Annotated in this window: 31 protein-coding genes; 25 read left to right on the top strand and 6 right to left on the bottom strand. The window is 66.3% G+C overall.

Annotated elements, in window-relative coordinates; genetic code table 11:
* The first annotated feature begins 23 nt into the window (after window positions 1–23).
* Genes rplB through rpsQ form a run of 7 tightly spaced genes read left to right on the top strand, consistent with a single transcriptional unit; the run spans window position 24 to window position 3,582 of the window.
* Entirely contained in the window at window positions 24–863 is an 840-nt protein-coding gene (rplB, locus tag CYU59_RS18010; RefSeq protein ID WP_293000921.1) for a 50S ribosomal protein L2, read from the top strand.
* A 21-nt stretch (window positions 864–884) separates the two neighbouring features.
* Complete coding sequence (rpsS, locus tag CYU59_RS18005) at window positions 885–1,166, top strand: 30S ribosomal protein S19 (protein WP_006245110.1); 282 nt, start codon at window positions 885–887, stop codon at window positions 1,164–1,166.
* On the top strand, window positions 1,163–1,747 hold the full coding sequence (rplV, locus tag CYU59_RS18000) for a 50S ribosomal protein L22 (protein WP_293000891.1): 585 nt from the start codon (window positions 1,163–1,165) through the stop codon (window positions 1,745–1,747). The genes rpsS and rplV overlap by 4 nt, the downstream gene beginning before the upstream one ends.
* Window positions 1,747–2,592: a 30S ribosomal protein S3 gene (gene rpsC, locus CYU59_RS17995; RefSeq protein WP_293000889.1), complete on the top strand. Its 846-nt coding sequence runs from the start codon at window positions 1,747–1,749 to the stop codon at window positions 2,590–2,592. The genes rplV and rpsC overlap by 1 nt, the downstream gene beginning before the upstream one ends.
* A 2-nt stretch (window positions 2,593–2,594) precedes the next feature.
* The gene (gene rplP, locus CYU59_RS17990) at window positions 2,595–3,011 is read left to right on the top strand and encodes a 50S ribosomal protein L16 (protein WP_293000887.1); all 417 of its coding nucleotides are present in this window, start codon (window positions 2,595–2,597) and stop codon (window positions 3,009–3,011) included.
* Window positions 3,011–3,253 carry a 50S ribosomal protein L29 gene (gene rpmC / locus CYU59_RS17985; RefSeq protein ID WP_293000885.1) on the top strand — a complete coding sequence of 81 codons (243 nt, stop codon included), beginning with the start codon at window positions 3,011–3,013 and terminating at the stop codon, window positions 3,251–3,253. Before rplP ends, rpmC begins: the two co-directional genes overlap by 1 nt.
* Window positions 3,253–3,582: a 30S ribosomal protein S17 gene (gene rpsQ, locus CYU59_RS17980; protein ID WP_293000883.1), complete on the top strand. Its 330-nt coding sequence runs from the start codon at window positions 3,253–3,255 to the stop codon at window positions 3,580–3,582. The genes rpmC and rpsQ overlap by 1 nt, the downstream gene beginning before the upstream one ends.
* On the opposite strand, the gene CYU59_RS17975 is transcribed toward rpsQ, so the two are convergent.
* Window positions 3,583–4,485: a bile acid:sodium symporter gene (locus tag CYU59_RS17975; protein ID WP_293000881.1), complete on the bottom strand. Its 903-nt coding sequence runs from the start codon at window positions 4,483–4,485 to the stop codon at window positions 3,583–3,585.
* A gap of 742 nt (window positions 4,486–5,227) precedes the next feature.
* Here CYU59_RS17975 and CYU59_RS17970 point away from each other — a divergent pair.
* The 6 genes from CYU59_RS17970 (at window position 5,228) to CYU59_RS17945 (ending at window position 13,258) form a co-directional block, all read left to right on the top strand.
* Entirely contained in the window at window positions 5,228–5,536 is a 309-nt protein-coding gene (locus CYU59_RS17970; RefSeq protein ID WP_293000879.1) for a PE family protein, read from the top strand.
* Between the two features lie 2 nt (window positions 5,537–5,538).
* Window positions 5,539–7,101: a PPE family protein gene (locus CYU59_RS17965; protein ID WP_293000877.1), complete on the top strand. Its 1,563-nt coding sequence runs from the start codon at window positions 5,539–5,541 to the stop codon at window positions 7,099–7,101.
* A gap of 57 nt (window positions 7,102–7,158) precedes the next feature.
* Complete coding sequence (locus CYU59_RS17960) at window positions 7,159–9,510, top strand: arylsulfatase (RefSeq protein WP_293000875.1); 2,352 nt, start codon at window positions 7,159–7,161, stop codon at window positions 9,508–9,510.
* 480 nt (window positions 9,511–9,990) lie between these two features.
* Window positions 9,991–11,577, top strand: coding sequence for a PPE family protein (locus CYU59_RS17955; RefSeq protein WP_293000873.1), 1,587 nt, complete (start codon window positions 9,991–9,993; stop codon window positions 11,575–11,577).
* 105 nt (window positions 11,578–11,682) lie between these two features.
* The gene (locus CYU59_RS17950; protein ID WP_293000871.1) at window positions 11,683–12,378 is read left to right on the top strand and encodes a hypothetical protein; all 696 of its coding nucleotides are present in this window, start codon (window positions 11,683–11,685) and stop codon (window positions 12,376–12,378) included.
* Window positions 12,379–12,382: 4 nt separating this feature from the next.
* Window positions 12,383–13,258, top strand: a complete 876-nt coding sequence (locus CYU59_RS17945) for a formylglycine-generating enzyme family protein (protein WP_293000869.1) — start codon at window positions 12,383–12,385, stop codon at window positions 13,256–13,258.
* An 8-nt stretch (window positions 13,259–13,266) separates the two neighbouring features.
* Here CYU59_RS17945 and pstS read toward each other — a convergent pair whose 3' ends face one another.
* Window positions 13,267–14,364: a phosphate ABC transporter substrate-binding protein PstS gene (pstS, locus tag CYU59_RS17940; RefSeq protein ID WP_293000867.1), complete on the bottom strand. Its 1,098-nt coding sequence runs from the start codon at window positions 14,362–14,364 to the stop codon at window positions 13,267–13,269.
* Window positions 14,365–14,703: 339 nt separating this feature from the next.
* Here pstS and CYU59_RS17935 point away from each other — a divergent pair, with 339 nt between their 5' ends.
* The 11 genes from CYU59_RS17935 (at window position 14,704) to rplO (ending at window position 20,249) form a co-directional block, all read left to right on the top strand.
* Window positions 14,704–15,621: a DUF4436 domain-containing protein gene (locus CYU59_RS17935; protein WP_293000865.1), complete on the top strand. Its 918-nt coding sequence runs from the start codon at window positions 14,704–14,706 to the stop codon at window positions 15,619–15,621.
* Window positions 15,622–15,872: 251 nt separating this feature from the next.
* Window positions 15,873–16,241, top strand: a complete 369-nt coding sequence (rplN, locus tag CYU59_RS17930) for a 50S ribosomal protein L14 (protein WP_045373371.1) — start codon at window positions 15,873–15,875, stop codon at window positions 16,239–16,241.
* The gene (gene rplX, locus CYU59_RS17925; RefSeq protein ID WP_293000856.1) at window positions 16,242–16,565 is read left to right on the top strand and encodes a 50S ribosomal protein L24; all 324 of its coding nucleotides are present in this window, start codon (window positions 16,242–16,244) and stop codon (window positions 16,563–16,565) included.
* Entirely contained in the window at window positions 16,562–17,131 is a 570-nt protein-coding gene (rplE, locus tag CYU59_RS17920) for a 50S ribosomal protein L5 (RefSeq protein ID WP_293000854.1), read from the top strand. Before rplX ends, rplE begins: the two co-directional genes overlap by 4 nt.
* Before the next feature lie 4 nt (window positions 17,132–17,135).
* Window positions 17,136–17,321, top strand: a complete 186-nt coding sequence (locus tag CYU59_RS17915; protein WP_293000852.1) for a type Z 30S ribosomal protein S14 — start codon at window positions 17,136–17,138, stop codon at window positions 17,319–17,321.
* A gap of 189 nt (window positions 17,322–17,510) precedes the next feature.
* Window positions 17,511–17,909 carry a 30S ribosomal protein S8 gene (gene rpsH, locus CYU59_RS17910; protein ID WP_293000850.1) on the top strand — a complete coding sequence of 133 codons (399 nt, stop codon included), beginning with the start codon at window positions 17,511–17,513 and terminating at the stop codon, window positions 17,907–17,909.
* 14 nt (window positions 17,910–17,923) lie between these two features.
* Window positions 17,924–18,463 (top strand): 50S ribosomal protein L6, encoded by a 540-nt coding sequence (gene rplF / locus CYU59_RS17905; protein WP_293000848.1) that lies wholly within the window; start codon window positions 17,924–17,926, stop codon window positions 18,461–18,463.
* Between the two features lie 2 nt (window positions 18,464–18,465).
* On the top strand, window positions 18,466–18,870 hold the full coding sequence (gene rplR, locus CYU59_RS17900; protein ID WP_293000846.1) for a 50S ribosomal protein L18: 405 nt from the start codon (window positions 18,466–18,468) through the stop codon (window positions 18,868–18,870).
* Window positions 18,871–18,919: 49 nt separating this feature from the next.
* Window positions 18,920–19,594, top strand: coding sequence for a 30S ribosomal protein S5 (gene rpsE / locus CYU59_RS17895; protein ID WP_293000844.1), 675 nt, complete (start codon window positions 18,920–18,922; stop codon window positions 19,592–19,594).
* A 2-nt stretch (window positions 19,595–19,596) separates the two neighbouring features.
* Window positions 19,597–19,812: a 50S ribosomal protein L30 gene (rpmD, locus tag CYU59_RS17890; protein WP_293000842.1), complete on the top strand. Its 216-nt coding sequence runs from the start codon at window positions 19,597–19,599 to the stop codon at window positions 19,810–19,812.
* Window positions 19,809–20,249: a 50S ribosomal protein L15 gene (rplO, locus tag CYU59_RS17885; RefSeq protein WP_293000840.1), complete on the top strand. Its 441-nt coding sequence runs from the start codon at window positions 19,809–19,811 to the stop codon at window positions 20,247–20,249. Before rpmD ends, rplO begins: the two co-directional genes overlap by 4 nt.
* A 9-nt stretch (window positions 20,250–20,258) precedes the next feature.
* Here rplO and CYU59_RS17880 read toward each other — a convergent pair whose 3' ends face one another.
* Entirely contained in the window at window positions 20,259–21,491 is a 1,233-nt protein-coding gene (locus tag CYU59_RS17880; RefSeq protein WP_293001181.1) for a serine hydrolase domain-containing protein, read from the bottom strand.
* Between the two features lie 113 nt (window positions 21,492–21,604).
* Window positions 21,605–22,531: an LLM class flavin-dependent oxidoreductase gene (locus tag CYU59_RS17875; protein WP_293000838.1), complete on the bottom strand. Its 927-nt coding sequence runs from the start codon at window positions 22,529–22,531 to the stop codon at window positions 21,605–21,607.
* 38 nt (window positions 22,532–22,569) lie between these two features.
* Here CYU59_RS17875 and sppA point away from each other — a divergent pair, with 38 nt between their 5' ends.
* Window positions 22,570–24,342 carry a signal peptide peptidase SppA gene (gene sppA, locus CYU59_RS17870; RefSeq protein WP_293000836.1) on the top strand — a complete coding sequence of 591 codons (1,773 nt, stop codon included), beginning with the start codon at window positions 22,570–22,572 and terminating at the stop codon, window positions 24,340–24,342.
* 28 nt (window positions 24,343–24,370) lie between these two features.
* Here sppA and CYU59_RS17865 read toward each other — a convergent pair whose 3' ends face one another.
* Together CYU59_RS17865 and CYU59_RS17860 are read right to left on the bottom strand one after the other, a co-directional pair.
* A complete protein-coding gene (locus CYU59_RS17865) occupies window positions 24,371–25,285 on the bottom strand; it encodes a class I SAM-dependent methyltransferase (RefSeq protein WP_293000834.1) in 915 nt (304 codons plus the stop codon).
* A gap of 7 nt (window positions 25,286–25,292) precedes the next feature.
* Window positions 25,293–26,192 carry a class I SAM-dependent methyltransferase gene (locus tag CYU59_RS17860; RefSeq protein WP_293000832.1) on the bottom strand — a complete coding sequence of 300 codons (900 nt, stop codon included), beginning with the start codon at window positions 26,190–26,192 and terminating at the stop codon, window positions 25,293–25,295.
* Window positions 26,193–26,195 lie beyond the last annotated feature (3 nt).

The following is a 26,195-nucleotide window of genomic DNA, read 5'->3' as shown; positions in this document are numbered from 1 at the left end:
GAGGATAGAGAGACTTAACAGACATGGGAATTCGCAAGTACAAGCCGACGACCCCGGGTCGTCGCGGTGCCAGCGTCTCCGATTTCGCCGAGATCACTCGCTCGACTCCGGAGAAGTCGCTCATCAAGCCGTTGCACGGCAAGGGTGGACGTAACGCGCACGGCCGTATCACGACTCGTCACAAGGGTGGCGGGCACAAGCGGGCCTACCGCGTCATCGACTTCCGTCGCAACGACAAGGACGGCGTCGACGCGAAGGTCGCGCACATCGAATACGACCCGAACCGCACCGCGAACATCGCACTGCTGCACTTCCTGGACGGTGAAAAGCGCTACATCATCGCGCCCCAGGGACTCAAGCAGGGCCACGTGGTCGAGTCCGGCGCCAACGCCGACATCAAGCCGGGCAACAACCTGCCGCTGCGCAACATCCCGGCCGGTACCTTGGTCCACGCGGTGGAGCTGCGGCCCGGCGGCGGTGCCAAGCTGGCTCGCTCTGCCGGCTCCAGCATCCAATTGCTCGGTAAGGAAGGCACATACGCCTCGCTGCGTATGCCCAGCGGTGAAATCCGTCGGGTCGACGTGCGCTGCCGCGCCACTGTCGGCGAGGTGGGTAACGCCGAGCAGGCCAACATCAACTGGGGTAAAGCCGGCCGGATGCGCTGGAAGGGCAAGCGCCCCACCGTCCGTGGTGTCGTGATGAACCCGGTCGACCACCCGCACGGTGGTGGTGAGGGTAAGACCTCCGGTGGTCGTCACCCGGTCAGCCCCTGGGGTAAGCCCGAGGGTCGTACCCGTAAGGGCAGCAAGCCCAGCGACAAGCTCATCGTCCGACGCCGGCGCACCGGCAAGAAGTCTCGCTAGCGGCAGCCAGGAGAAACAGACATGCCACGCAGCCTCAAAAAGGGTCCGTTCGTCGACGACCATCTGCTCAAGAAGGTCGACGTCCAGAACGAGAAGAACACCAAGCAGGTCATCAAGACCTGGTCTCGCCGTTCGACCATCATTCCCGACTTCATCGGCCACACCTTCGCCGTCCACGACGGTCGCAAGCACGTGCCGGTGTTCGTCACCGAGTCGATGGTGGGCCACAAACTGGGTGAGTTCGCACCGACGCGCACCTTCAAGGGACACATCAAAGACGACCGGAAGGCCAAGCGGCGATGAGCACGGCTACTGAATTCCCGTCGGCGACCGCCGTCGCACGATTCGTGCGGGTGTCGCCGACCAAGGCGCGCCGGGTGATCGACCTGGTCCGCGGTAAGTCGGTGACCGAAGCGCTGGACATCCTGCGCTGGGCGCCCCAGGCGGCCAGCGAGCCGGTGGCCAAGGTCATCGCGAGCGCTGCGGCCAACGCGCAGAACAACAATGGGCTCGACCCGGCGACCCTCGTGGTGGCCACGGTCTACGCCGACGGCGGTCCGACCGCCAAGCGGATCCGTCCGCGCGCCCAGGGCCGCGCGTTTCGTATCCGTAAGCGCACCAGCCACATCACGGTGATCGTCGAAAGCCGCCCGAGCAAGGACGGGCGGGGTTCGCAGTCCGCGAGCGCGACCCGCGCCCGGCGCGCGCAGGCCAGCAAGGCCGCGGGCACCGCACCCGCCAAGAAGGCTGCCGCCGACAAGGCGCCGGCCAAGAAAGCAACCGCCGACAAGGCGCCGGCCAAGAAGGCGTCCCCCAAGAAGGCAACCGCCGCGAAGTCCGCTGCTCCTGAAGCGACTTCGGAATCGAAGGAGGGCTCGGAGTAGTGGGCCAGAAGATCAATCCGCACGGATTCCGGCTCGGCATCACCACCGAGTGGAAATCCCGGTGGTACGCCGACAAGCAATACGCGGACTACATCAAGGAAGACGTGGCGATCCGCAAGCTGCTGTCGACCGGCTTGGAGCGCGCCGGCATCGCCGACGTGGAGATCGAGCGCACCCGCGACCGGGTTCGGGTGGACATCCACACCGCCCGTCCGGGCATCGTCATCGGTCGCCGCGGCACCGAGGCCGACCGCATCCGCGCCGACCTGGAGAAGCTGACCGGCAAGCAGGTCCAGCTGAACATCCTCGAGGTGAAGAACCCCGAGTCGACAGCGCAATTGGTTGCCCAAGGCGTTGCCGAGCAGCTCAGCAACCGGGTGGCGTTCCGCCGTGCGATGCGCAAGGCGATCCAGTCGGCGATGCGTCAGCCCAACGTCAAGGGCATCCGGGTGCAGTGCTCGGGCCGTCTGGGCGGCGCCGAGATGAGCCGCTCGGAGTTCTACCGCGAAGGTCGGGTGCCGCTGCACACGCTGCGTGCCGACATCGACTACGGCCTGTACGAGGCCAAGACCACCTTTGGCCGCATCGGCGTGAAGGTCTGGATTTACAAGGGCGACATCGTCGGTGGCAAGCGCGAGCTGGTTGCACCGTCGGCCGGCGCCGAACGTCCGCGCCGTGAGCGTCCGTCGGGCACCCGCCCGCGTCGCAGCGGATCCGCGGGTACGACGGCGACCAGCACCGAGGCCGGGCGCGCTGCGTCGAGTGCCGAGGAGGCCTCGTCCGCGCCGGCAGCGGCGCCCACCGCCGAGGCGCCCGCCGCCGAGGCGCAGAGTACGGAGAGCTAACTATGTTGATTCCCCGCAGAGTCAAACACCGCAAGCAGCACCACCCGCGTCAGCGCGGGATCGCCAGCGGCGGAACGTCGGTCAGCTTCGGTGACTACGGCATCCAGGCACTGGAGCACGCCTACGTCACCAACCGCCAGATCGAGTCCGCGCGTATCGCGATCAACCGGCACATCAAGCGTGGCGGCAAGGTGTGGATCAACATCTTCCCGGACCGCCCGCTGACCAAGAAGCCCGCCGAAACCCGTATGGGGTCGGGTAAGGGTTCGCCGGAGTGGTGGATCGCCAACGTCAAGCCGGGTCGCGTGCTCTTCGAGCTGAGCTACCCCAACGAGCAGACCGCGCGGGAAGCACTGACCCGTGCGATCCACAAGCTGCCGATCAAGGCACGCATCGTCACCCGAGAGGATCAGTTCTGATGGCAGTGGGAACTTCGCCGGGCGAACTGCGCGAGCTCAACGACGAAGAACTGGTCGAGAAGCTGCGCGAATTCAAGGAAGAATTGTTCAACCTGCGCTTCCAGATGGCGACCGGCCAGCTCGCGAACAACCGCCGGCTCCGCACGGTCCGCCAGGAAATCGCACGGATCTACACCGTGCTACGTGAACGTGAACTCGGCCTGGCTTCTGGGCCGCTCGGTGCAGAAAGTGGTGAGTCGTAATGGCTGAGGCGAACAAGTCCGCCCCCGCGAAAGACGCTGGCGCCAAGGGGCCCAAGCGCACTCCGGCCACACCCAAGCCGCGGGGTCAACGCAAGACGCGCATCGGTTATGTGGTCAGCGACAAGATGCAGAAGACCATCGTGGTCGAGCTGGAAGACCGCATGCGTCACCCGCTGTACGGCAAGATCATCCGGACCACCAAGAAGGTCAAGGCGCACGACGAGCACGGCGATGCCGGCATCGGCGACCGCGTCTCGCTGATGGAGACTCGTCCGACGTCGGCCACCAAGCGCTGGCGCCTCGTCGAGATCCTGGAAAAGGCCAAGTAGTCAGACGGCGGCGTCCGCCCCGACGGTTTCGTCGGGGCTGGCTGCTTTCCGGTAAGCGGGATCCAGTCGGCGGACGGTGAAGACGAACGCCAGCGCGATCAGCGGTGCAATCGATCCGTAAACAGCTGCGGGCGTAGCGATTTCGACGCTATTCAGAAGTTGCGGACTCAATGCGATGCCCATCGCCAGCATGGCGTTGTGCAGTCCGATCTCCAGGCTGACGGCGATAGACTGCCGCGGCGCCAAGTTCAATCGGCGCGGTGCCAGGTAGCCGACGGTCAGGCTGACCACACAGAATGCCACGACGGCTCCGACGAGGGCGCCGAGGTTGCTCCATATCGTCGTCTTGCCGCTGGCAATCGCCCCGAGGCTGACCGCCACCAGCAGCACCGCCGCCGCGATCCGAACCGGCTTCTTCAGCCGTTCCGCCAATGCCGGGTACCGGTGACGAATGGCGACGCCGATCGCCGTCGGTATCAGAATCAGCCCGAACACCCCAAGGAACTTGTCCGCTTGCAGCGGGATGAATCGGCCCTTGTCCAGAAACCAGAACATCGAGAACGCCACCGTCGCGGGCAGGGTGAAGACCGACAGCACGGCGTTGATCGCGGTGAGCGTCAGGTTGACCGCCAAGTCGCCGTTGACCAGGTGGCTCATGATGTTCGCCATCAGACCGCCGGGCGCCGCGGACATCAACAGGAGTCCGACCGCCAGTTCGGGCTTCAAGTGGAACGCCTCGGCGATCAAGAGGCAGAGCCCGGGCAGCACCAGGGCCTGGCACAGCAAGGCCACCGCCAGGGGTCGGCGCAGCGAGGCCGCGCGGCGGAAGTCGGCGACCGTCAGCGTCAGCCCGAGGGCCAGCATGACGGGCACGACCACGAGCGGGAAGAACCGGTTGTCCATGACGCTCCAAGAGTTCGGCCCGTATCTCGGGCAGGGTCGGCGCAGGGCGGCAGCACACTATGCGGCAGCTAGTTAGCTTGCCTACCTGGATACCACGGGACTCTACGACGTGTGTCGTCGACGGGCGTAACGGCGGGGCGTGAGCCGCTGTGGGTGCTCGGCATGACGGCGATGACGGTGACTACGCGGGCACCTCTGGCCCGCGGCCCGCCTCCGTCCGTGGCGGCTGCGTTTCTGTAACGAGCGGCCATGTCAAATACTCTGCGCCACTGAGCTTTTGAGCTTGAACAGAGGCATCTCCGGCCCGGCAGGCTGAGGCGGGCCATCCGCCGGGAGCCGGTGCGAACGATGTTGGCGGCGGCGGGCTTCGGCTCGAATCACCATGAGGGAAACCGCCGCGGACACCCGAGCACACCGGGTCGCTTTCCGGGGGTCGTGACGACCATTCGAACCGAAATACTTCAATTTCTGAAACACGTTGACGCGGAGGCGATATCAAAACCACCGTGATTCAAAAAAGTGTAGACAGTAGCGCCCTGAGCAGTACATATGCCAAGTTGGTATCTGAAATAGCCTGCAGCTCAGCATTTTTCGCACTCAGTCCGCTGGAAGTGCGGTTGGTACAACGAGCTCCGGTGCGCCGGCGGCCCGGTTGTCCATCTCAGGCGGTCGCACCCTAATTGGATAGATTTCCAATGCTCCCTGTGTCAGCCCCGACCAAACCATCGAAGGAGTGGCAATAATGACTTTGCGCGTCGTTCCCGAAGGCTTGGCCGCTGCTTGTTCCGGGGTAGAGGCATTGACCGCTCGTTTGGCGTCCGCGCACGCCGCTGCGGCACCGCTGATCACCGCCGTCGTCCCGCCCGCCGCAGATCCGGTGTCGCTGCAGAGCGCCGCGGAATTCAGCGTCCGCGGTGGATTGCACGCGGCGGTTGCCGCTCAGGGTGCCGAAGAACTCGGGCGCGCGGGGCTCGGAGTGGGGGAGTCGGGTACCAGCTACGCCGCAGGCGACGCGGCGGGGTCCTCGTCATACCTCTTCTCGGTGGGCTGACGGTGACCGCGCCGATCTGGATCGCCGCACCGCCGGAGGTGCACTCGACGCTGTTGAGTAGCGGTCCCGGGGCCGGCCCGCTGCTGCAAGCGGCCGGCGCTTGGACTTCGTTGAGCACCGAATACACCGATGTGGCAGACGAACTCACCGTGCTGCTCGCCCAGGTGCAGGCCGGCGCATGGCAGGGACCGAGTGCAGAGTCGTTCATCGCCGCGAACGCGCCGTACCTGACCTGGCTCAACCAAGCCAGCGCGAACAGCGCCGCCGCCGCCGCTCAGCACGAGACTCTGGCCGCGGCCCACACCGCCGCATTGGCCGCAATGCCGACCCTGCCGGAGCTGGCCACCAACCACGTGGTGCACGGCGTGTTGGTGGCAACCAACTTCTTCGGGATCAACACCATTCCGATCGCGTTGAACGAAGCGGACTACGCGCGCATGTGGATTCAGGCCGCCGCCACCATGGGCACGTATCAGGCGGTCGCCGGATCTGCTGTTGCGGCGACACCGGTGACCGAGCCGGCGCCGCCAATTCTCAAGGCGGACAGTCAAACCAACTCGACGGCGTCGCCGTCTGCCGCAACCGAAACGCCGCTGGATCAGATCATCGTGCAGTTCCTGCAGGCCCGCGGCATCACCTGGGATCCGAGCGCCGGCACCATCAACGGCTTGCCCTATTCGGCGTACACCGACCCGTTGACGCAGCTGTACTGGGTGAAGAACACGGTCACGCTCGTTCAGGAACTCGAGACCTTCGCCCAGTTGCTGGCCACCAATCCTCAAGCGGCGCTGGCGAGCCTGACACCGGCCAACATCATCGCATTCCTGGTGGCGCATCCGGTGGTCGCCGCCGCGGTCGCGGCCAGTTCCACCCTCACGACCCTGCCGGCCGCCGCCGCAGCAGCGGTGGCCTCCGTGGCCGCTGTGGTGGGCCTGATCGACCCTTCGCTCTTCCAGCCCTTCCTTCCGCCGCTCCCGCCGATAGCCGCGCTGCCGATCGCCCCCGTGATCGCCTCGACCCCGCTCGCCGCAGCGACGGTGGCGCCCACGGCCCCTGCTCCGTCCGTCTCTGCTGCGCCAGCGCCCAGCGCTGCCGGAGGTTCGGCGCCGGCATCACCGACTCCGCCACCTGCCGCCGCGCACGGGCTGGCTATCCCGTACGCGGTTTTCACCGGCGGCGGTCCGCCGATCAACTTCGACTCCGGAGCCAAGGCCGGCGTCGCTGCCAGTGCGCGGCTCAAAGCGCCGGGCGAGTCGGCTGAGGTTGCCGCGGCCGAAGCCGCTCGACGACGGACGCGCAGGCGGCGGACCCAGCAGGCCCGCAAGTATGACTATGCCGACGCCACAATGGATTACGAGGTGGATCCGGATTGGGCGGATCCGTCGCAGCCCGGCCCGGTGGCGTCCGACAGCGGTGGCGGATCGCTCGGGTTCGCCGGCACCGTGCAGAAATCCAGCGACCATGCGACGGGATTGGCCACGCTGGAGAGCGACGATTTCGGTGGCGGACCGAGCGTCCCGATGCTGCCGCATACCTGGACCGCCGAACAGGGTCAGGACAACTGACGGCGGTGTAATCTGCATCGGTAGTCCCGGGGGTCCACTACGAGAGTGAGGCCAGCGATGGCTACCGAGTTCAACGGCAAAATCGAACTGGATATCCGCGATTCGGAACCAGATTGGGGTCCGTACGCTGCGCCCACCGCGCCGGCGGACGCACCCAATGTCATGTATCTGGTGTGGGACGACACCGGCATCGCCACCTGGGACTGTTTCGGTGGCCTGGTCGAGATGCCGGCGATGTCGCGGATCGCCGACCGCGGTGTGCGGCTCTCGCAGTTCCACACCACCGCGTTGTGTTCGCCCACCCGGGCGTCCCTGTTGACCGGACGCAACGCCACCACCGTCGGCATGGCGATGATCGAGGAGTTCACCGAGGGTTTCCCCAATTCCAACGGCCGGATTCCCTTCGAAACCGCCTTACTGTCAGAGGTATTGGCCGAACGGGGTTACAACACCTACTGCGTCGGCAAATGGCACCTGACCCCTCTTGAAGAGTCCAACGTGGCCTCGACCAAGCGACACTGGCCGACATCGCGAGGCTTCGAACGGTTCTACGGATTCATGGGCGGTGAGACCGATCAGTGGTACCCGGACCTGGTGTACGACAACCACCCGGTGAACCCGCCCGCCACCCCGGAAGAGGGCTACCACCTGTCGAAGGACCTCGCGGACAAGACGATTGAGTTCATCCGCGACGCCAAGGTGATCGCGCCCGACAAGCCGTGGTTCAGCTATGTCTGCCCGGGCGCCGGTCACGCGCCGCATCATGTCTTCCAAGAGTGGGCCGACCGTTATGCCGGCAGGTTCGACATGGGTTACGAGCGCTACCGCGAGATCGTGTTGGAGCGCCAGAAGTCGCTCGGCATCGTGCCGCCCGACACCGAGCTGTCGCCGGTCAACCCCTACCTCGACGTCAAGGGACCCGACGGTCAGCCATGGCCGCTGCAAGACACCGTACGGCCTTGGGACTCGCTCGATGACGACGAGAAGCGCTTGTTCAGCAGGATGGCGGAGGTGTTCGCCGGGTTCCTGAGCTACACCGACGCTCAAATCGGGCGGATCCTGGATTATCTCGAGGAATCAGGCCAGCTGGACAACACCTTGATCGTGGTGATCTCCGACAACGGTGCCAGCGGCGAAGGCGGCCCCAACGGGTCGGTGAACGAGGGCAAGTTCTTCAACGGCTACATCGACACCGTCGAAGAGAGCATGAAGGTGTTCGACAAGCTCGGGGGCCCGCAGACCTACAATCACTATCCAATCGGGTGGGCGATGGCCTTCAACACCCCGTACAAGCTCTACAAACGCTATGCGTCGCACGAGGGTGGCATCGCCGACACCGCAATTGTGTCGTGGCCCAACGGGATTACGGCCCACGGCGAAGTCCGGGACAACTACGTCAACGTTTCCGACATCACCCCGACTGTCTACGACCTGCTGAACATCGAGGCGCCGGACACCGTCAAGGGCATCGCGCAAAAGCCCTTGGACGGAGTGAGCTTCAAAGCGGCGCTGCTGGATTCATCCGCCGATACCGGCAAGGAGACCCAGTTCTACACGATGCTGGGTACGCGAGGGATCTGGCACGACGGATGGTTCGCCAACACCGTGCACGCCGCAACACCCGCGGGCTGGGGGCACTTCGACGACGACCGCTGGGAACTGTTCCACATCGAGGCCGATCGCAGCCAGTGTCACGACTTGGCCGCCGAGCACCCCGACAAACTGGAAGAGCTCAAGGCACTGTGGTTCTCGGAGGCGGGCAAGTACAACGGTCTGCCCCTGTCGGACCTCAACATATTCGAGACGTTGACGCGGCAACGGCCGTCTCTGTCGAGGGAGCGGGACAGCTACATTTATTACCCCGACTGTGCAGAGGTAGCGACCGGCGCCTCGGTGGAGATTCGCGGCCGCTCGTTCGCGGTGCTGGCCGACGCCACCCTCGACACCACCGGAGCCGAAGGCGTGCTGTTCAAGCACGGCGGCGCCCACGGTGGACACGTGCTCTTCATCCAGGACGGACGGCTGCACTACGTCTACAACTTCCTCGGCGAGCGCCAGCAGGAGGTTGCGTCGTCGGGGGCGGTGCCGCTGGGCCGGCACGTCTTCGGCGTCCGCTACGCCCGCACCGGCACGGTCGAGAACAGCCACACGCCGCTCGGTGACGTCACGCTGTTCATCGACGACGCGAATGTGGGCTCGCTGACCGGAGTTCAGTCGCACCCGGGGACATTCGGGCTGGCCGGTGCCGGCATCACGGTGGGGCGCAATGGCGGCTCGGCGGTGTCCAGCCGCTACAAGGCGCCATTCGCGTTCACCGGCGGCACCATCGCACAGGTCACCGTCGACGTCTCCGGTCGCCCGTATCACGACGTGGAAAAGGAATTGGCACTGGCCTTTTCGTGTGACTGACGCACCGCACCCGGCTTGTCAGAAGCTAACGACGGCGGGTGCCTGTGTCACCAATTGCGATCAGTCAGTGCATAATTGATCGAGTTTCGGCCTCGGTAGCCGTTGGCCGAGCAGAAACCAGCGAGATTCGAAGCCGTGATCGTGGCCGAACAACGGTTCGCTATGGCAGCCGCAAAGAGGCTGAATTGCCGCTATTTCCATAGTAATTAGATATGAGTTGGGCCTGAATTGCGTCGCTGTCGGATGCAAACCGGGGGCTGGCCCCGCCCGATGCCGGGCTTGAACGCATCCGTCGTCATTGCCAATCTGATCGACAGATCCGCCCGATTCTGCGACCCGGCCAGCGTGAGGAGTGACTGTCATGACGATCCGCGTTCAGTCTGAAAAGTTCGCCGCTGCTTGTTCGAATGCCGGGGCGTTGAGCACGCGCACCGCGGACGCGTCGGGGTCCCGGTACCCCTTCGATCCGGGCGACTGACGGTGACGGCGCCCATTTGGATAGCCGCGCCCCCAGAGGTTCATTCGACGCTGTTGAGCAGCGGTCCGGGTCCTGGGGCGTTGCTGGCGGCGGCGGGTGCGTGGAACTCGCTCAGCGCTGAATATTCCGCGATCGCAGCGGAACTCACCGCGCTGGTGGCACAGGTGCAGGCCGACGCCTGGCAAGGCCCGAGTGCGGACTCGTTCGCCGCCGCGAACGCCCCCTTCGCCGCGTGGCTGACTCAGGCCGGCGCCAACAGCGCGGCGGCCGCGGCCCAGCACGAGACAGCCGCGACGGCCTACACCGCGGCGCTGGCGGCGATGCCGACGGTCCCGGAGCTGGCCGCCAACCATGTGGCGCACGGAGTGCTCACGGCGACCAACTTCTTTGGTATCAACACCATTCCGATTGCGCTGAACGAAGCCGACTATGCGCGGATGTGGATTCAGGCAGCCACCACGATGAGCACCTATCAATCGGTGGTGGGCTCGGCGGTGGCGTCGACGCCGCAGACCGGCCCGGCCCCGGTGATCGTGAAATCGGATACGGCGGCCGGACCCGCCGCGACGTTGCCGCCGAATCCGCCTTACCTGGTGACCCCGCTGGACGACCTCGTCGCCTGGTTGCTGCAGCAAAACGGGATCATCTGGGACCCAGGGAATTACACCCTGAACGGGGTGCCGTATTCGGTGTTCAACCCGATCAACATCTTCACCGCGCCACCGATCGATGTGCTGCTGAACTACCTGGAAATCCTGCAGGGTCTCGAGCAATTCGTCGAAGTGTTGTTCACCAATCCGCTGCAAGCCATCTTCCAGTTTCTGCCGGCGCTACTGGCTGCGCACATCCTCATACCCGTCTACCTGACCGCCCCTTTCCTGCCTCTGCTGTCCAGCCTTTCGTCCGTGGCAGCCATCGCCGCGGTAGTCGGCGCGATCCCCTTCGACGTGTCAGGTCTGAGCGCCCTCGATCCCGTGGCGGTCCCGGCCGCCGTTGCGCTGGCACCGCCGGTGCACGCCGGCTCCCTGGCCGTGGCCGCCGTATCTGCGGCGCCGACACCTGCTCCGGCCCCGGCGGCCGCTACCGCGTCCGGTACCGCACCGAGCGCTCCGACGCCGTCGGCGCCACCGGCCCCGCCGCCCGGCGGCGGTTTCGGCCTGCCCTACCTGATCGGTTTCGGTGGTGGTCCTGGCATCGGATTCGACTTCGGGGGTAAGAACAGCGCCAGCGCGAGCGAACGACTGCAGGCGCCGGCCGAGTCCGCCGCGGTGGCCGATGCCGCGGCTGCGAAGCGCCGGGCGCGCAGGAAGCAGCAGCGGCAGGCACGCCAAGACGACTACGCCGACGCGTTCATGGATGTCGGGGTCGATCCGGACTGGACCGCGCCCCCGGGAGATCAGCCGACGGCATCCTCCGAGGGTGGCGCGGGGCCGCTCGGGTTGGCCGGGACGGTGCACAAAGCCGCCGCCGGGCAGGCGGCGGGGTTGGCGACGTTACCCAGCGACGATTTCGGCGGCGGACCCACTCTTCCGTTGCTGCCGAGCGCCTGGTCGCACCAAGCAACGGACAGCGGGCCCGAGCGGGACTGAGTATGACTGCGCCTCAACGGTGTTCGATCTGCAGACGCCGTCAGCGCGGCGATGGGTGATGGCCGTTCACCCACGGCCTTGTCGCGCAGGCGCTAGCCTTCTCGCGTGACTGAACCGCCGTCGAGAGTCCGCTGGGCAGCGCTGGGCGCCGCCGGTCTGCTGACGATCGCCGCGCTGCCGGGGTGCGTCAGAAACATCGACGGAGTGGCCGCCTGGACAGGTGGGTCGGTGGTGTCGCCGTCACGTCAACCCCCGACGCACCAGGGCAGGCCGGCTCCGGGGATCGAGACGACGCTGCGACAACCGGTCCCGCCCAACGCGTTCGTCTGCTTTCCGGCGCCGGGTGGGGACGGCCTCGGCACCGTGGCGCAGGTTGACGATTCGGCCGCACCGCGGATCACCGTCACCGTTCCCGACGGCTGGACCAGCGAACCCGGGCAGCGGGATCTGGCTTTGACGCTCGGCGGCCCCGACGGGATGACCGGAACCGTGACCATCGTCGCGACGAAACTCGATCCCGCCCGGGCGTTTTCCGACTATGCGGCCAAATTGGCGCACTCGAGGTCCGACTTTCAGGTCCAGACCCTGGGCGCCAAATTCTGCGGGTACAGCAGTCAAAAGCTGGTAGGGACGTTCGTAGAACCGTCGGGCACCGTGGAGTTCGCTGACCGGCTCACCCACATCTGGACCAACACCGCCGACTACCTGGTCGCCATTCACATCGAGGGCCCGCTCGACACCCCGGGGTTCGGCGCCGCGAAAACCACCCTCACGCAGGACTTCGCGGTCGTCATACCCTGAACTCATGCCGACCGAGCTCGTCGCACTGCCACCCGGGTCGTTCCGGATGGGCTCGACCAGCTTCTACCCCGAGGAAGCACCGATCCACACCGTGGCGGTCGACGCCTTCGCGATCGAGCGGCACCCGGTGACCAACGCGCAGTTCGCCGAATTCATCGGCGCGACAAGCTATGTCACAGTGGCCGAGCAACCCATCGACCCGAAGCTGTATCCAGGAGCGGATCCGGCTGAACTCCAGCCTGGCGCAATGGTTTTCCAGCCCACGCCCGGTCCGGTCGACTTACGGGACTGGCGGCAGTGGTGGATCTGGGTGCCGGGTGCCAGCTGGCGCCACCCGTTCGGCCCGGGCAGCGGTGTCGACGGTCGGGCCGATCACCCGGTGGTGCAGGTGGCCTATCCCGATGCGGCCGCGTATGCCCGCTGGGCCGGTCGCCGGTTACCGACCGAAGCCGAGTGGGAATACGCCGCGCGCGGGGGAGCCGACACCACCTATGCCTGGGGTGACCAGGAGAAGCCGGGCGGCACACCGATGGCCAACACCTGGCAGGGCAGCTTTCCCTATCGCAACGACGGATGGCCCGGCACGTCGCCGGTGGCGGCGTTCCCGCCCAACGGGTTCGGACTGTTCGACATGATCGGCAATGTCTGGGAATGGACGACCACCGAGTTCTCCGCCCACCATCGGCTCGATCAGCCGCCCAAGAGTTGTTGTGCGCCAACCGGACCCGCCGACCCGACCGTGACGCAGACCCTCAAAGGCGGTTCACACCTTTGTGCCCCGGAGTACTGCCACCGCTACCGGCCCGCGGCGCGCTCGCCGCAGTCGCAGGACACCTCGACCACCCACATCGGATTCCGGTGCGCGGGCGATCTGCCCTAGCCGCTCGGTCAGCTCATGGCGTTGGCCGCTGACATCACTTTCGACTGGAATTCGGGTGGCAGCGGGATGTAACCGTGCTTGTCCAGGTCGATCTGGCCGGGCCCGAGCGTGGCCTGCAGGGCGGCTTTGACCGCGACACCGGTCTGCGGATCGGGATACTTCGAGCAGACGATCTCGTAGGTCGCCATCACGATCGGGTAGACGTCATCCTGGCTCGGGTTGTAGAACGACGAGAGATCGAGCACGAGGTTGTTGCCCTTGCCGATGACCTTGGCGCCGGCGATGGTCTTGCCCACCGAATCGGTGCCGATCCGTACCGGCCGCCGGGTCTTGCGACTGGCCGGCGTCTTGATCTCGGCCGCGAACAGGCCTTCGTCCATCGCGAACGACAACTCGTTGTAGGTGATCGCCCCTTCGGTGTTCTTCACCATCGCCGAAGTGCCGTCGTTGCCCTTCGCGCCGGTTCCGACCCCGCCTTTGAACGCCTTGCCGGTGCCCTGTTTCCAGACTCCGCCGGCCGCGGCTTGCAGGTAGGCCTGGAAGTTGGCGGTGCTGCCGGAGTTGTCGCTGCGGTGCACGACGTGAATCTCCTCGGGCGGCATAGACGCGTTGAGCGAGGTGATCTGTGGGTCGTCCCAGCGGGTGATGCTGCCGTTGAAGATGCCGGCCAGCGTCTGCGCGTCGAGCACCAGGAAGTCGACCGGGAGGTTGTAGGTGACGGCCAGCGGACCGAACACCACCGGGAGGTTCCACGCCTCGGCCCCGCCGCAACGCTGCTTGGCGGCGTCGTACTGGTCCTCACTCAGCGGGGTGTCTGAACCCGCGAAATCGCTTTTGCCGGAGAGGAAGTCGGCGATCCCGGCACCGGAGCCGTTGGCCGTGTAGTTCAGGCCGTGTCCGGGGCAGGACTTGCTGTACGCCTCGACGAACCGCTTCATCGCGTTGGTCTGAGCGGTGGACCCGCTGGCCGAAATCGTCGACTTGCCGCCGCAGGTCACGACCTCGCTCGCGTACGCCATGCTGGTGTGCGGGACCTCGCATCCCGACAGCACCGTGGCGCCCGCGGCCAGCAAACTCACGGCCGCGGCCATTCGGTTGTGCTTCATGTTGGTTGCCTCACCCCGGACATCGAACGATCGTTGAGATTTTCGGCGCACGATTCGACCCCGTGAGCCGCCGTTAGATTAACCGCTCGACAGCCGAACTGTCCCGTCCCATGGGCGAATTCATGTTTTCTGTTTGTATTCGGAGAACTGCGAGTTACTGCCGGGTGGACAGCGGGTGACAAGAGTCGGGCACCCTGTGCACGATCCCACTTTCGGCGCGCTTCGGACACCCTTGTTCGCTAACCTGACGACCGTGTTGCCCCGACCGGCTGACGTCCACCGTCCCGGCCCCGTCCGCGTGCGGCGCGTGGCCCCGAATCCACCGAACGACGGCCGGCGATGACCGTCCAGACCCCGTCGTCGGTCTCGGCGCCACCGCCGACGCAGGAACGGCAGCGGCCACGCATCGTGATCGGGGTCGCGATCATGATGGCGGTGGTCGCCGCCTACGGTCTGTCGCTGTTCGGCGTCCACTTGCTGCAGAAGTCCGAGGGCCCGCTCCCGCAGCTGGACCTGAGCCAGGCCGGTGCCGACGAGACCGTCGTGCAGATCAGGCTCGAGGAGCTCAAGTCCACGACGAACCGCCTGACCGTCAACGTGCTGATCTATCCGGGCGAGTCGCTCGAGGACAAACGCTTCGACGAGTTGAACACCGACATCGCCGTTCGGCTCTATCCGCCCAACGATCTGGGCGATCTGCAGTTTCCGAAGGGGAAAGCGCCGGCTCAGGTCAGCACGACGATCCCGGCGCACGGCGATCCGGGCAACTGGCCCTTCGACTCCTACCGCACCGAGCCGATCTCCGCGGACGTCTTCGTCGGCAACGGTGCCCAGCGCAAGCGGCTCCCCGCCCACGTGCAGGTCACCGGATCGATGGACGGCTGGGACGCCACCGTCCGGCGCAACAGTGACACCAGCGAAGCCGGCAGCCACAACACCAGCAACGTCGTGGTCACGCTGCACCGGGCCAAAGGGCCGCTGATCTTCGACCTGGGCATCATCCTGGTCCTGATCAGCCTGCCGACGCTCGCGCTGGTGGTGGCCATTCCGATGGCGATGGGCCGGCGGAAGTTCGTGCCGCCATTCGCGACCTGGTACGCGGCCAACCTGTTCGCGATCGTCCCGCTGCGCAATATCCTTCCCGGCGCGCCGCCGCCGGGCTCGATGATCGACCAGGCTCTGGTGCAATGGGTGCTGCTCGCACTGGCCACGGCGATGGCGCTCTACATCTACTCTTACGTCCGGCAAGGCGACTGAGACGGCGTGCCGGACGGCCGTGGCCGCCGGTAACCCCGGTTGACCAGGAATTTGGCTCTGAGAACGACTTCACCTAGACTCTAGGGGTTGCCGTGGGCAGACCTCGGCTGGCATCTCGAGTATTACCGTCAGCCCCGCGTGCCTTTCGACGACAAAGACCATGCAAGACAGGTCTGGTGGACTCTGCCTTTTAGTGTCCTCCGGCCCGGTCACGCGTGGGCGTGCATACGTGAACCAGGGCAGGAGATCGAGTGATTCAGCAGGAATCGCGGCTGAAGGTGGCCGACAACACGGGTGCCAAGGAGATCTTGTGCATCCGGGTGCTCGGCGGCTCGTCGCGGCGTTACGCCGGTATCGGCGACGTCATCGTCGCGACGGTCAAAGACGCCATCCCCGGCGGCAACGTCAAGCGTGGTGATGTGGTCAAGGCCGTCGTCGTGCGTACCGTCAAGGAGCGTCGCCGCCCGGACGGCAGCTATATCAAGTTCGACGAGAACGCGGCCGTCATCATCAAGCCCGACAACGACCCGCGTGGAACCCGCATCTTCGGCCCGGTCGGCCGCGAGCTGCGCGAGAAGCGCTTCATGAAAATCGTCTCGCTGGCCCCGGAGGTGCTGTAAATGAAGGTGCACAAGGGCGACACCGTCCTCGTCATCTCGGGTAAGGACAAAGGCGCCAAAGGCAAAGTGATCCAAGCTTTCCCGGCCCGCAACAAGGTGCTGGTGCAGGGTGTCAACCGGATCAAGAAGCACACCGCGGTCTCGACCAACGAGCGCGGGGCGCAGTCCGGCGGCATCGTCACCCAGGAAGCCCTCATCCACGTGTCCAACGTGATGGTGGTCGACTCCGACGGCAACCCCACCCGGATCGGTTACCGGGTCGACGAGGAGTCGGGTAAGCGGGTCCGCATCTCCAAGCGCAACGGCAAGGACATCACGGCATGACGACGACCGAGCAGCAGAAGGTTCAGCCCCGGCTCAAGACGCGCTACCGCGACGAGATCCGTGAGGCGCTGAGCAAAGAATTCGGCTACGCCAACGTGATGCAGATCCCGGGCGTGGTCAAGGTTGTGGTGAACATGGGTGTCGGCGACGCCGCCCGTGACGCCAAGCTGATCAACGGCGCGGTCAGCGACTTGGCGCTGATCACCGGTCAGCGGCCGGAGATCCGCAAGGCCCGCAAGTCGATCGCGCAGTTCAAGCTTCGTGAAGGCATGCCGATCGGCGCCCGGGTGACCCTGCGCGGTGACCGGATGTGGGAGTTCCTCGACCGGCTCGTGTCGATCGCCCTGCCGCGTATCCGCGACTTCCGCGGGTTGTCGCCCAAGCAGTTCGACGGTTCGGGCAACTACACCTTCGGGCTGAACGAGCAGTCGGTGTTCCACGAGATCGACGTGGACAAGATCGACCGTCCCCGCGGCATGGACATCACCGTCGTCACTTCGGCGACCAATGACGACGAAGGCCGAGCGCTGTTGCGCGGCCTGGGCTTTCCGTTCAAGGAGAACTGATCACATGGCCAAGAAAGCACTGATCAACAAGAGCCAGCGCAAGCCGAAGTTCAAGGTGCGCGGCTACACCCGCTGCAACAAGTGCGGCCGCCCGCACGCGGTCTTCCGCAAGTTCGGGCTGTGCAGGATCTGCCTGCGGGAGATGGCACATGCGGGCGAGCTGCCCGGTGTGGCAAAGAGCAGCTGGTAACCAGCACCGAGCAAACGACTCATTGGAATAGGTTGCGGCAGGCCCCGGTTGGGGAACCGCCGCGAGGAAGGTAACAGCGTTCGATGACCGCGATGACGACGATGCAGAGCGTAGCGATGAAGAGGAGCAGCGCTCGATGACCGCGATGACGACGATGCAGAGCGTAGCGATGAAGAGGAGCAGCGCTCGATGACTATGACCGATCCGATCGCAGACTTCTTGACGCGTCTGCGCAACGCTAACTCGGCGTACCACGATGAGGTGACGCTGCCGCACTCGAAGATCAAGGCGAACATCGCCGAGATCCTCAAGCGCGAGGGCTACATCACCGACTACCAGACTGAGGACGCGCGAGTCGGCAAGGCGCTGAAGGTTCAGCTCAAGTACGGGCCGAGCCGGGAACGCAGCATCGCCGGCCTGCGCCGCGTGTCGAAGCCGGGTCTGCGGGTGTACGCCAAGTCGACCAATCTGCCGCGCGTACTCGGCGGCCTGGGCGTGGCGATCATCTCGACCTCCTCGGGTCTGCTCACTGACCGTCAGGCAGCCAGACAGGGCGTGGGCGGCGAAGTCCTCGCGTACGTGTGGTGAGAGGGGACTGACACATGTCGCGTATTGGTAAGCAACCGATCCTGATCCCGTCCGGGGTCGAGGTTTCCATCGACGGCCAGCAGGTCTCGGTGAAGGGACCCAAGGGCACCCTCGATCTGAAGGTGTCCGAGCCGATCACCGTGGCGCGCAACGACGATGGCGCCATCGTGATCACCCGTCCGGACGACGACCGGCACAACCGTTCGTTGCACGGGCTGTCCCGCACCCTGGTGTCCAATCTGGTCACCGGTGTGACGCAGGGCTACACCATCAAGATGGAGATCTTCGGCGTCGGCTATCGCGTGGTGGCCAAGGGCAGCAACCTCGAGTTCGCTCTGGGCTACAGCCACCCGGTGCTGATCACCGCGCCCGAGGGCGTGACCTTCGCGGTCGAGACGCCCACCAAGTTCTCGGTCTCGGGTATCGACAAGCAAAAAGTCGGCCAGATCGCGGCCAACATCCGCCGCCTCCGCAAGAGCGATCCCTACAAGGGCAAGGGAATCCGCTACGAAGGCGAGCAGATCCGCCGCAAGGTCGGAAAGACAGGTAAGTAGTCATGGCGCAAACACAAGCTGGGACCACCCAGAAGCCGCCTGCGCAGAGCGTGTCTGCCGTCCGGCGCAAGCAGCGGCTGCGTCGTCACGCGCGGCTGCGTAAGAAGATCTCGGGCACCGCGGAGCGTCCGCGCCTGGTGGTGCACCGCTCGTCGCGGCACATCCACGTGCAACTGGTCGACGACCTCACCGGCACCACCGTGGCCGCCGCCTCCTCGATCGAGGCGGACGTCCGTGGCGTCGACGGCGACAAGAAGGCCCACAGCGTGCGGGTCGGCCAGTTGATCGCCGAGCGGGCCAAGGCCGCGGGCATCAACACCGTGGTGTTCGACCGCGGTGGCTACACCTACGGCGGGCGGATCGCGGCACTGGCCGACGCCGCCCGTGAAGGTGGATTGGAATTCTGATGGCAAGCAGCAATCTTGCGGAATCAAACCTGAGCGGAAGGACCGCATAATGGCGGAGCAACCGGCTGGATCGGCCGGCCCCACGAACGAGGGCCGTGACGACCGTCGCGACAATCGTGACAACCGGGGCCGCCGGGACGGTGGCGGCCGCGGCGGTCGTGACCGCGACGGCGACAAGAGCAATTACCTGGAGCGGGTTGTCACCATCAACCGAGTCTCCAAGGTGGTCAAGGGTGGTCGGCGCTTCAGCTTCACCGCGCTGGTCATCGTCGGCGACGGCAACGGCATGGTCGGTGTCGGTTACGGCAAGGCCAAGGAAGTACCCGCCGCGATCGCCAAGGGCGTCGAAGAAGCCCGCAAAGGATTCTTCCGCGTGCCGCTGATCGGTGGCACGGTCGTCCACCCGGTGCAGGGTGAGGCCGCCGCCGGTGTGGTGCTGCTGCGGCCGGCCAGCCCCGGTACCGGTGTGATCGCCGGCGGCGCCGTTCGCGCGGTGCTGGAATGCGCTGGCGTGCGCGACGTTCTGGCCAAGTCGCTGGGCAGCGACAACGCGATCAACGTGGTGCACGCGACGGTCGCCGCGCTCAAGCTGCTACAGCGTCCCGAAGAGGTCGCCGCTCGCCGCGGTCTGCCGTTGGAGGACGTCGCTCCGGCCGGCATGCTGCGCGCCCGCCGCGAAAGTGATGCGCTGGCCGCCAGCGCCGCCCGTGAAGGAAGCGCATAGTCATGGCCGCGAAAGCAACACAACCGACTCAGCTGAAGATCACCCAGGTGCGTGGCGTGATCGGCGCCCGCTGGAAGCAGCGGGAAAGCCTTCGTACCCTTGGTCTTCGGAAGATCCGACAGTCCGTCATCCGCGACGATGACGCGCAGACCCGCGGGCTGATCAAGGCCGTCCATCACCTCATCGAGGTCGAGCCGGCCGAGGGAGGTAGCAAGTGACCATCAAACTGCACGACCTGCGCCCCGCGCCCGGGTCGAAGACCAAGCGCACCCGGGTCGGCCGCGGTGAGGGCTCCAAGGGTAAGACCGCCGGCCGCGGAACCAAGGGCACAAAGGCTCGCAAGAACGTGCCGGCCACCTTCGAAGGTGGGCAGATGCCGATCCACATGCGGCTGCCCAAGCTGAAGGGGTTCCGCAACCGGTTCCGCACCGAGTACGAAGTCGTCAACGTCGGCGACCTCAATCGTCTGTTCCCCGAGGGCGGTTCGGTCGGTCTGAACGAGTTGGTGGCCAAGGGGGCGGTTCGCAAGAACACGCTCGTCAAGGTTCTCGGCGACGGGAAACTGTCGGTCAAGGTGGACATCACCGCGCACAAGTTCAGCGGCAGCGCGCGAGAGAAGATCTCCGCGGCGGGCGGCTCGGCGACCGAGCTGTAGACGCCCTCGCTACTTCTGCGGTCGTGCGCCCAGCACGTCGCGGAACAACGCTTGGCGCAGCGCGAGTTCGCGCGGATCGCTGGTGAGGTGAAAGCCGAGCCGGTTCATCACGTACGCGAAACCGATGCCCGTGTCGGGATCGGCGAACCCGAACGAGCCGCCGTAACCCGGTGTGCCGAAAGCCCTGTCGGATGATCCGAATTCGCACAGCGGGGCCGGTTTCGACAGTCCGAGCGAGTACACCACGTTGACGCGCAACACCTTGTCCCGCAACCCGCGGCTCGGCGTCGCGGGCTCGGCCATGAGTTCGTCGAGCACGTCTGTCGTGAGGCCGAGGGCCCCCTCGCCGGCCGTCGCCGCACTGTAGAGCTTGGCGACCGCCTTCGCGGTCCCGATTCCGTTGGCTGACGGGATCTCGATGGCGCGCACGTCGTCGCGGTTGTAGTCGCCGTCCCACGGTACGACGCCGCGCGGAAGAGTCCCTGCCCGCGCGAGCAGACCGGCCGGGTTGAACGATGCGGCCACCAGCGGGGCCGGCAGGGTGTGCAGGTGCAGCAGCGATTCCGCGCGGCGCCAATTGTGCAGGTGCGCAACCCGATCGCGGGACACGGAGTCTGGAAGTCCGATATGGAGATCCAGCCCGAGCGGGCCGGCGACTTCGTCGGCGAAGAAGCGGCCCAGGGTACGACCGGCCGGGTCGGTACGACGGATGAGCTCGGATTCGTACCAGCCCAGCGTGATCGCGTGGTACCCGTGCCGGGTTCCCGGCGGCCACACCGGTTTCTGGGCCGCGAGCAGTGCCGAAAGCCGTGCCGGGTCGGCGACGTCCTGCACAGTCGGCGCTGGTTTCAGCACGCAGAGTCCAGCTTGGTGAGCCAGCAGTTGGCGCACGGTCACCTCGGCCTTGCCGGCCTGGGCGAATTCCGGCCAATGGTCGGTCACCTTGTCGTCGTAGCCGAACAGGCCGCGTGACACGGCTACCGCAAGGGCAAGGGCGGCAACACCTTTGGTTGTCGAGAACATGTTGACCATGGTGTCGTGCTGCCACGGCGTCTTGGTCAACCCGTTGCGGTATCCACCCCACATGTCGACCACTTTGATGCCGTCGCGATACACCGCGACGGCGGCGCCGACCTCACGGCCGGCCGCGAAGTTGGCCCGAAAAGCGTCGGCGACCTTGCCGTATCCCTCCGCGACGTCGCCGCCGACCAAGTCCGGCGACACCGCGACCTTGAGGACCATTGAGTGGTTATACACCACACGCCACATCGGCACCGTCGGTTCGGAAGCACCCATTGTCGAAACCGTGGTCACGGAGCGTCGACCGGGAGAGCGACCGACGAGGCCGGTGTGACTCAGTTCAGTTGCGGAATGACTTCTGCGGCAAGCCGTTCCATCTGCTCGCGGTCCTCGGCGACGGTGCCGCCGACCGGGTTGAGCAGAATCGTCTCGGCGCCGGCATCGATGACCTCGTGCAGACCGGACACCACATCGTCGACGGTGCCGGACAACGGCACGTCGTCGATTCCGGGCATCCCGCCGTAGATGCGGTGCAGCCCGTCGAGCACCTGCTCACGCGCACGAGCCGGGTCGTCGTCGATCATCAGATAGACCCGCTTCCCGATCGGAAAATCTGCGGAATCCCGGTTCTGCTCGGCCAACTCGCGCCGCAGGGTCTGGACCACCTCGGCGAACGCGGCGGTGGTCGACGAACCCGCACCGAGAAACGCATCGCCGTGGCGCACAGCGCGGGCCAGTGCCTTGGGCGCCCGGCCGCCGAACCAGATCGGTGGATGCGGCCGCTGCACGGGTTTGGGCTGAATCGGCAGATCGTCGACCTGCCGGAAGCGGCCGTCGAACGTCACCCGCGGGTTGTCCGACCACGCCGCCTTCATCAGCTCGAGCCCCTCGGTGAAGCTACTCACGAACGTCTTGTCGTCCACCCCGAACGCGGCGAATCTGCGCCCCCCACCACCGGGCGCCACCCCGACATCAAGCCTGCCGTGACTGAGTCGGTCCACGGCGGTGATCGACGACGCCAACTGCAGTGGATCGTGCAGGGACGAGACCAGCACCGCCACACCGAGGCGCAGCCGCGTTGTGCAGGCGGCGGCGTAGGCCAGCAGTTCCAGCGGCGCGATCAGCGGCGTCGGGCCGATGATCTGCTCGAGCACCCAGCCGGCTTCGAAGCCGAGCTCCTCGGCCCGGGCCAGATAGTCGCGCACGCCGGCTGAGTCGAAACCGGTGGTGTCGAGCTGAGGAATGGAGATCGAGAATCGCACCCCATCACGGTACGGCGCGCCATCGGTAGGCTCGTTGCATGTTCTCCTTCCTGCCCGATCCGCCGGGCATCGACGACGTCCGCGCGCTGGCCCGCCGGGTGGACACCGCCCGCCACCGTGGCGTTCCCAATGGCTGCGTGCTCGAACTCGACCTTCGGGTCGCGCCGCCGGAGACCAGTGGCCTGGATCCGCTGGCGATCATCACCGGCGGTGGACGTCCCCTGGTGTTACGCGAGGCCGTCGCCGCCCTGCACCGTGCCGCCGAGGACCCTCGGGTCGCGGGGCTGATCGCTCAGGTCCAGCTCCCGGCCGCCGCGGCCGGCCCGGTTCAGGAGTTGCGCGAGGCCATCGCGGCGTTCTCCGCCAAGAAGCCGTCGCTGGCCTGGTCCGAGACGTACCCGGGCACGTTGTCGTACTACCTGGCATCGGCGTTCGGGGAAGTGTGGATGCAGCCCTCGGGCACTGTCGGGCTGATCGGGTTCGCGACCAACGCGTTGTTCCTGCGTGACGCGCTGGACAAAGCCGGCATCGAAGCGCAGTTCGTCGCACGCGGTGAATACAAGTCCGCGGCAAACCTTTTCACTCAGGCCGGCTACACCGACGCGCATCGGGAAGCCGACACCCGGCTACTGGAAAGCCTTCGCGGCCAGGTGTGGCAGGCGATCGCCGAGTCGCGCAAGATCAGCCAGGACAGCCTGGACAGTCTGGCCGACCGTGCGCCGCTGCTGCGCGACGTCGCCGTCGAGTCAGGACTGATCGACCGGGTCGGCTTCCGCGACGAGGCGTACGCGCGTATCGCGGAACTGGCTGACAGCGAAGGCATCTCGAGCGATGCCGACGACAAGGACGCCCCGCCGCGGCTGTTCGTCAGTCGCTACGCGCGGGCCACCGGTCCGGGTGGGCCGTCGATGCCTGGGCGCGGGCCCAAGTCGACGATCGCCGTTGTCACCGTCGCCGGGCCGATCGTCAGCGGACGCGGCGGCTCGCGGGTGCCGCTCGGCTCGTCGAACGCCGGTGGCGACACCATCGCGGCGGCGCTGCGCGAGGCGGCGCACGACGATTCGGTGTCGGCGATCGTGCTGCGGGTCGACTCGCCGGGTGGTTCGGTCACCGCGTCGGAGACCATCTGGCGGGAGGTCAAGAAGGCCCGTGAGCGCGGCAAGCCGGTGGTGGCGTCGATGGGTGCGGTCGCTGCCTCGGGCGGCTACTACGTCTCGATGTGCGCCGACGCGATTGTCGCCAACGCGGGAACGATCACCGGCTCGATCGGCGTCATCACCGGAAAGCTGATCGCGCGCGACCTGAAGGACCGGCTGGGTGTGGGCTCAGATGCGGTGCGTACCAACGCCAATGCCGACGCCTGGTCGATCAACGCGCCGTTCACGGCGGAGCAGCAGGCGCAGGTCGAAGCCGAAGCCGACCTGTTCTACACCGACTTCGTCGAGCGGGTGGCAGAGGGTCGCAACCTCAGTGTCGACGCGGTCGACGCGGTGGCTCGCGGCCGGGTCTGGACCGGTGCCGACGCGCTCGAGCACGGCCTGGTCGACGAGCTCGGCGGATTGCGGACCGCGGTGCGCAAGGCCAAAGTGCTGGCCGGGCTGGACGAAGACGACAAGGTGCGCCTCGTCGGCTATCCGGGCTCGTCGGTGTGGGAGTTGCTTCGGCCGCGTGCCTCGTCGCAACCCGCGGCGGCGTCGCTGCCGGATGCGTTGGGCGGGTTGATCACCGCGTCGGTGGCCGGCCTCGTCGCACAGGCCGAGCGGTCGCTGACCGGAGCGAATGTGCTGTGGCTGGGCCAGTCCAGCTTCTGACCAGTCCAGCTTCTGAGCAGTCCCGCTGCTAGCCGGCGAATGTTGCGCTGATGTAGATGATTTCGCCCAGCGGATCGTCGTTCTCCGGTTTGGGCACGGCGCGGCCGTTGGCGGTGAAGAGGTCCGCGCGTGACGTGTCGACGACGTCCCACGACTTAGCGCGCAGGTAATCGACGACGTGGTTGCGCTGGCCGGTGTAGATCAGCGAGGGCATGTCGATGTCGACGCCGTGCTGGCGGAACGGGGCCATCATCTCGCGTGCCTTGTCGACGTCGAAATCGACGATGCCCGGCACGTATTCGGTGGCGACGGTGCTACCCGGCGCGCTCAACGCGGTGATGTTGTCGAACAACCGATCCTGAGCTTCTGGCGGCAGGTAGATCAGCAGGCCCTCGGCCAGCCAGGCCGTCGGCGCGCTGGTGTCCAGTCCGGCGTCCCGCAGTGCGGCCGGCCAGTCGCCGCGCAAGTCGATGGCGACGGTGCGACGCGTCGCGGTGGGCGCCGCGCCCAGGTCGGCGAGCGTGCGTGTCTTGAACTCGATCACCTGTGGCTGGTCGATCTCGTACACCACGGTGCCGGCGGGCCAATCCAGCCGGTAGGCGCGGGCGTCCAGACCGGAAGCCAGAATCACCACCTGCCGTATGCCGGTGTCGGCGGCGGCCAGTAGATAGTCGTCGAAGTACTTGGTGCGCAAGCCCATTCCGTCGGCGATGGCCTGCATGCGGTCCGGCGACGAATTCGGCTGCAGCGAAAGATCGAGTTCACCGTCGATCATCTTGACGAAAAAGTCCAGCCCGACCGCCCGCACCAACGGCTCGGCGTACGGATCGTTGATCAGGGCCCTGGCATCGTTGGTCGCCATGGCGCGACCAGCGGCGACCATGGTCGCGGTGGCACCCACGCTGGAAGCCAGATCCCAGCTGTCGTCATCGGTGCGTGTCATTGCCGTCCTATGTCCGGGTCGCTGCGACGTAACTCATTTCCCGGAACACCGTCATCGATTCGTCGTCCGGGAAGGGGAATCCATTGCGTTCGTACAACGCGAGGGCGGGATGATTCTCGACCCGCCAGCCGTGCTCGGTCAGATAGTCGATCACGACGTTGCGTTCGCCTTGGTAGAACAGATCGGCCGGATTCAGGTCGAATCCGGCTCGCCGCCACCGGTCGCCGAGGCGCTGCAACTTCTCCCCGGAGAACGCATCCGGGTCGGAGATGTTCTCGGTCGCGAGCCGGCTGCCGGTGGCGCTGAGAGCGGCGATGTTGTCGAACAGTCGGTCCTGGGCGTCGGCAGGTAGATAGGGGAGCAGCCCCTCGGCGCTCCACGCGGTCGGCTGGCTGGTGTCGAAACCGTGCTCGCGCAGTGCCGTTGGCCAGTCTTCACGGAGATCGACGGCGACAGTTCGGCGTTCGGCGGTCGGGTCCGCTCCGAGACCGGCCAGGGTCGTGGTCTTGAATTCGATGACCTGCGGTTGGTCGACCTCGTAGACGACGGTGCCCGCCGACCACGGCAGTCGGTAGGCCCGGGTGTCCAGGCCGGAGGCGAGAATGACCGCCTGCCGGATTCCCTCCTGGCTGGCGGTGACGAAAAAGTCGTCGAAGAACCTTGTGCGCACTGTCATTTGCTGGGCCCGTGCCTCGCGGTTCAGGCCCGGGCCGTCATCGTCGACGTCGCCGTCGATCAGTCGGATGAACGGAGCCATGCCCACGGCGCGCACCAGCGGACCGGCGAACGGGTCGTCGAGCAACGGCTCGGGGCCCTGTGACGCCAGCGCACGGGCGGCGGCGACCATCGTCGCGGTCGCGCCGACGCTGGAGGCCAGGTCCCAGCTGTCGTCGTCGGTGCGTGGCATCGG

The sequence above is a fragment of the Mycobacterium sp. genome (genome assembly GCF_002863225.1).
Lineage (GTDB): Bacteria > Actinomycetota > Actinomycetes > Mycobacteriales > Mycobacteriaceae > Mycobacterium.
This window is presented reverse-complemented; position numbering and strand designations above follow the sequence as displayed.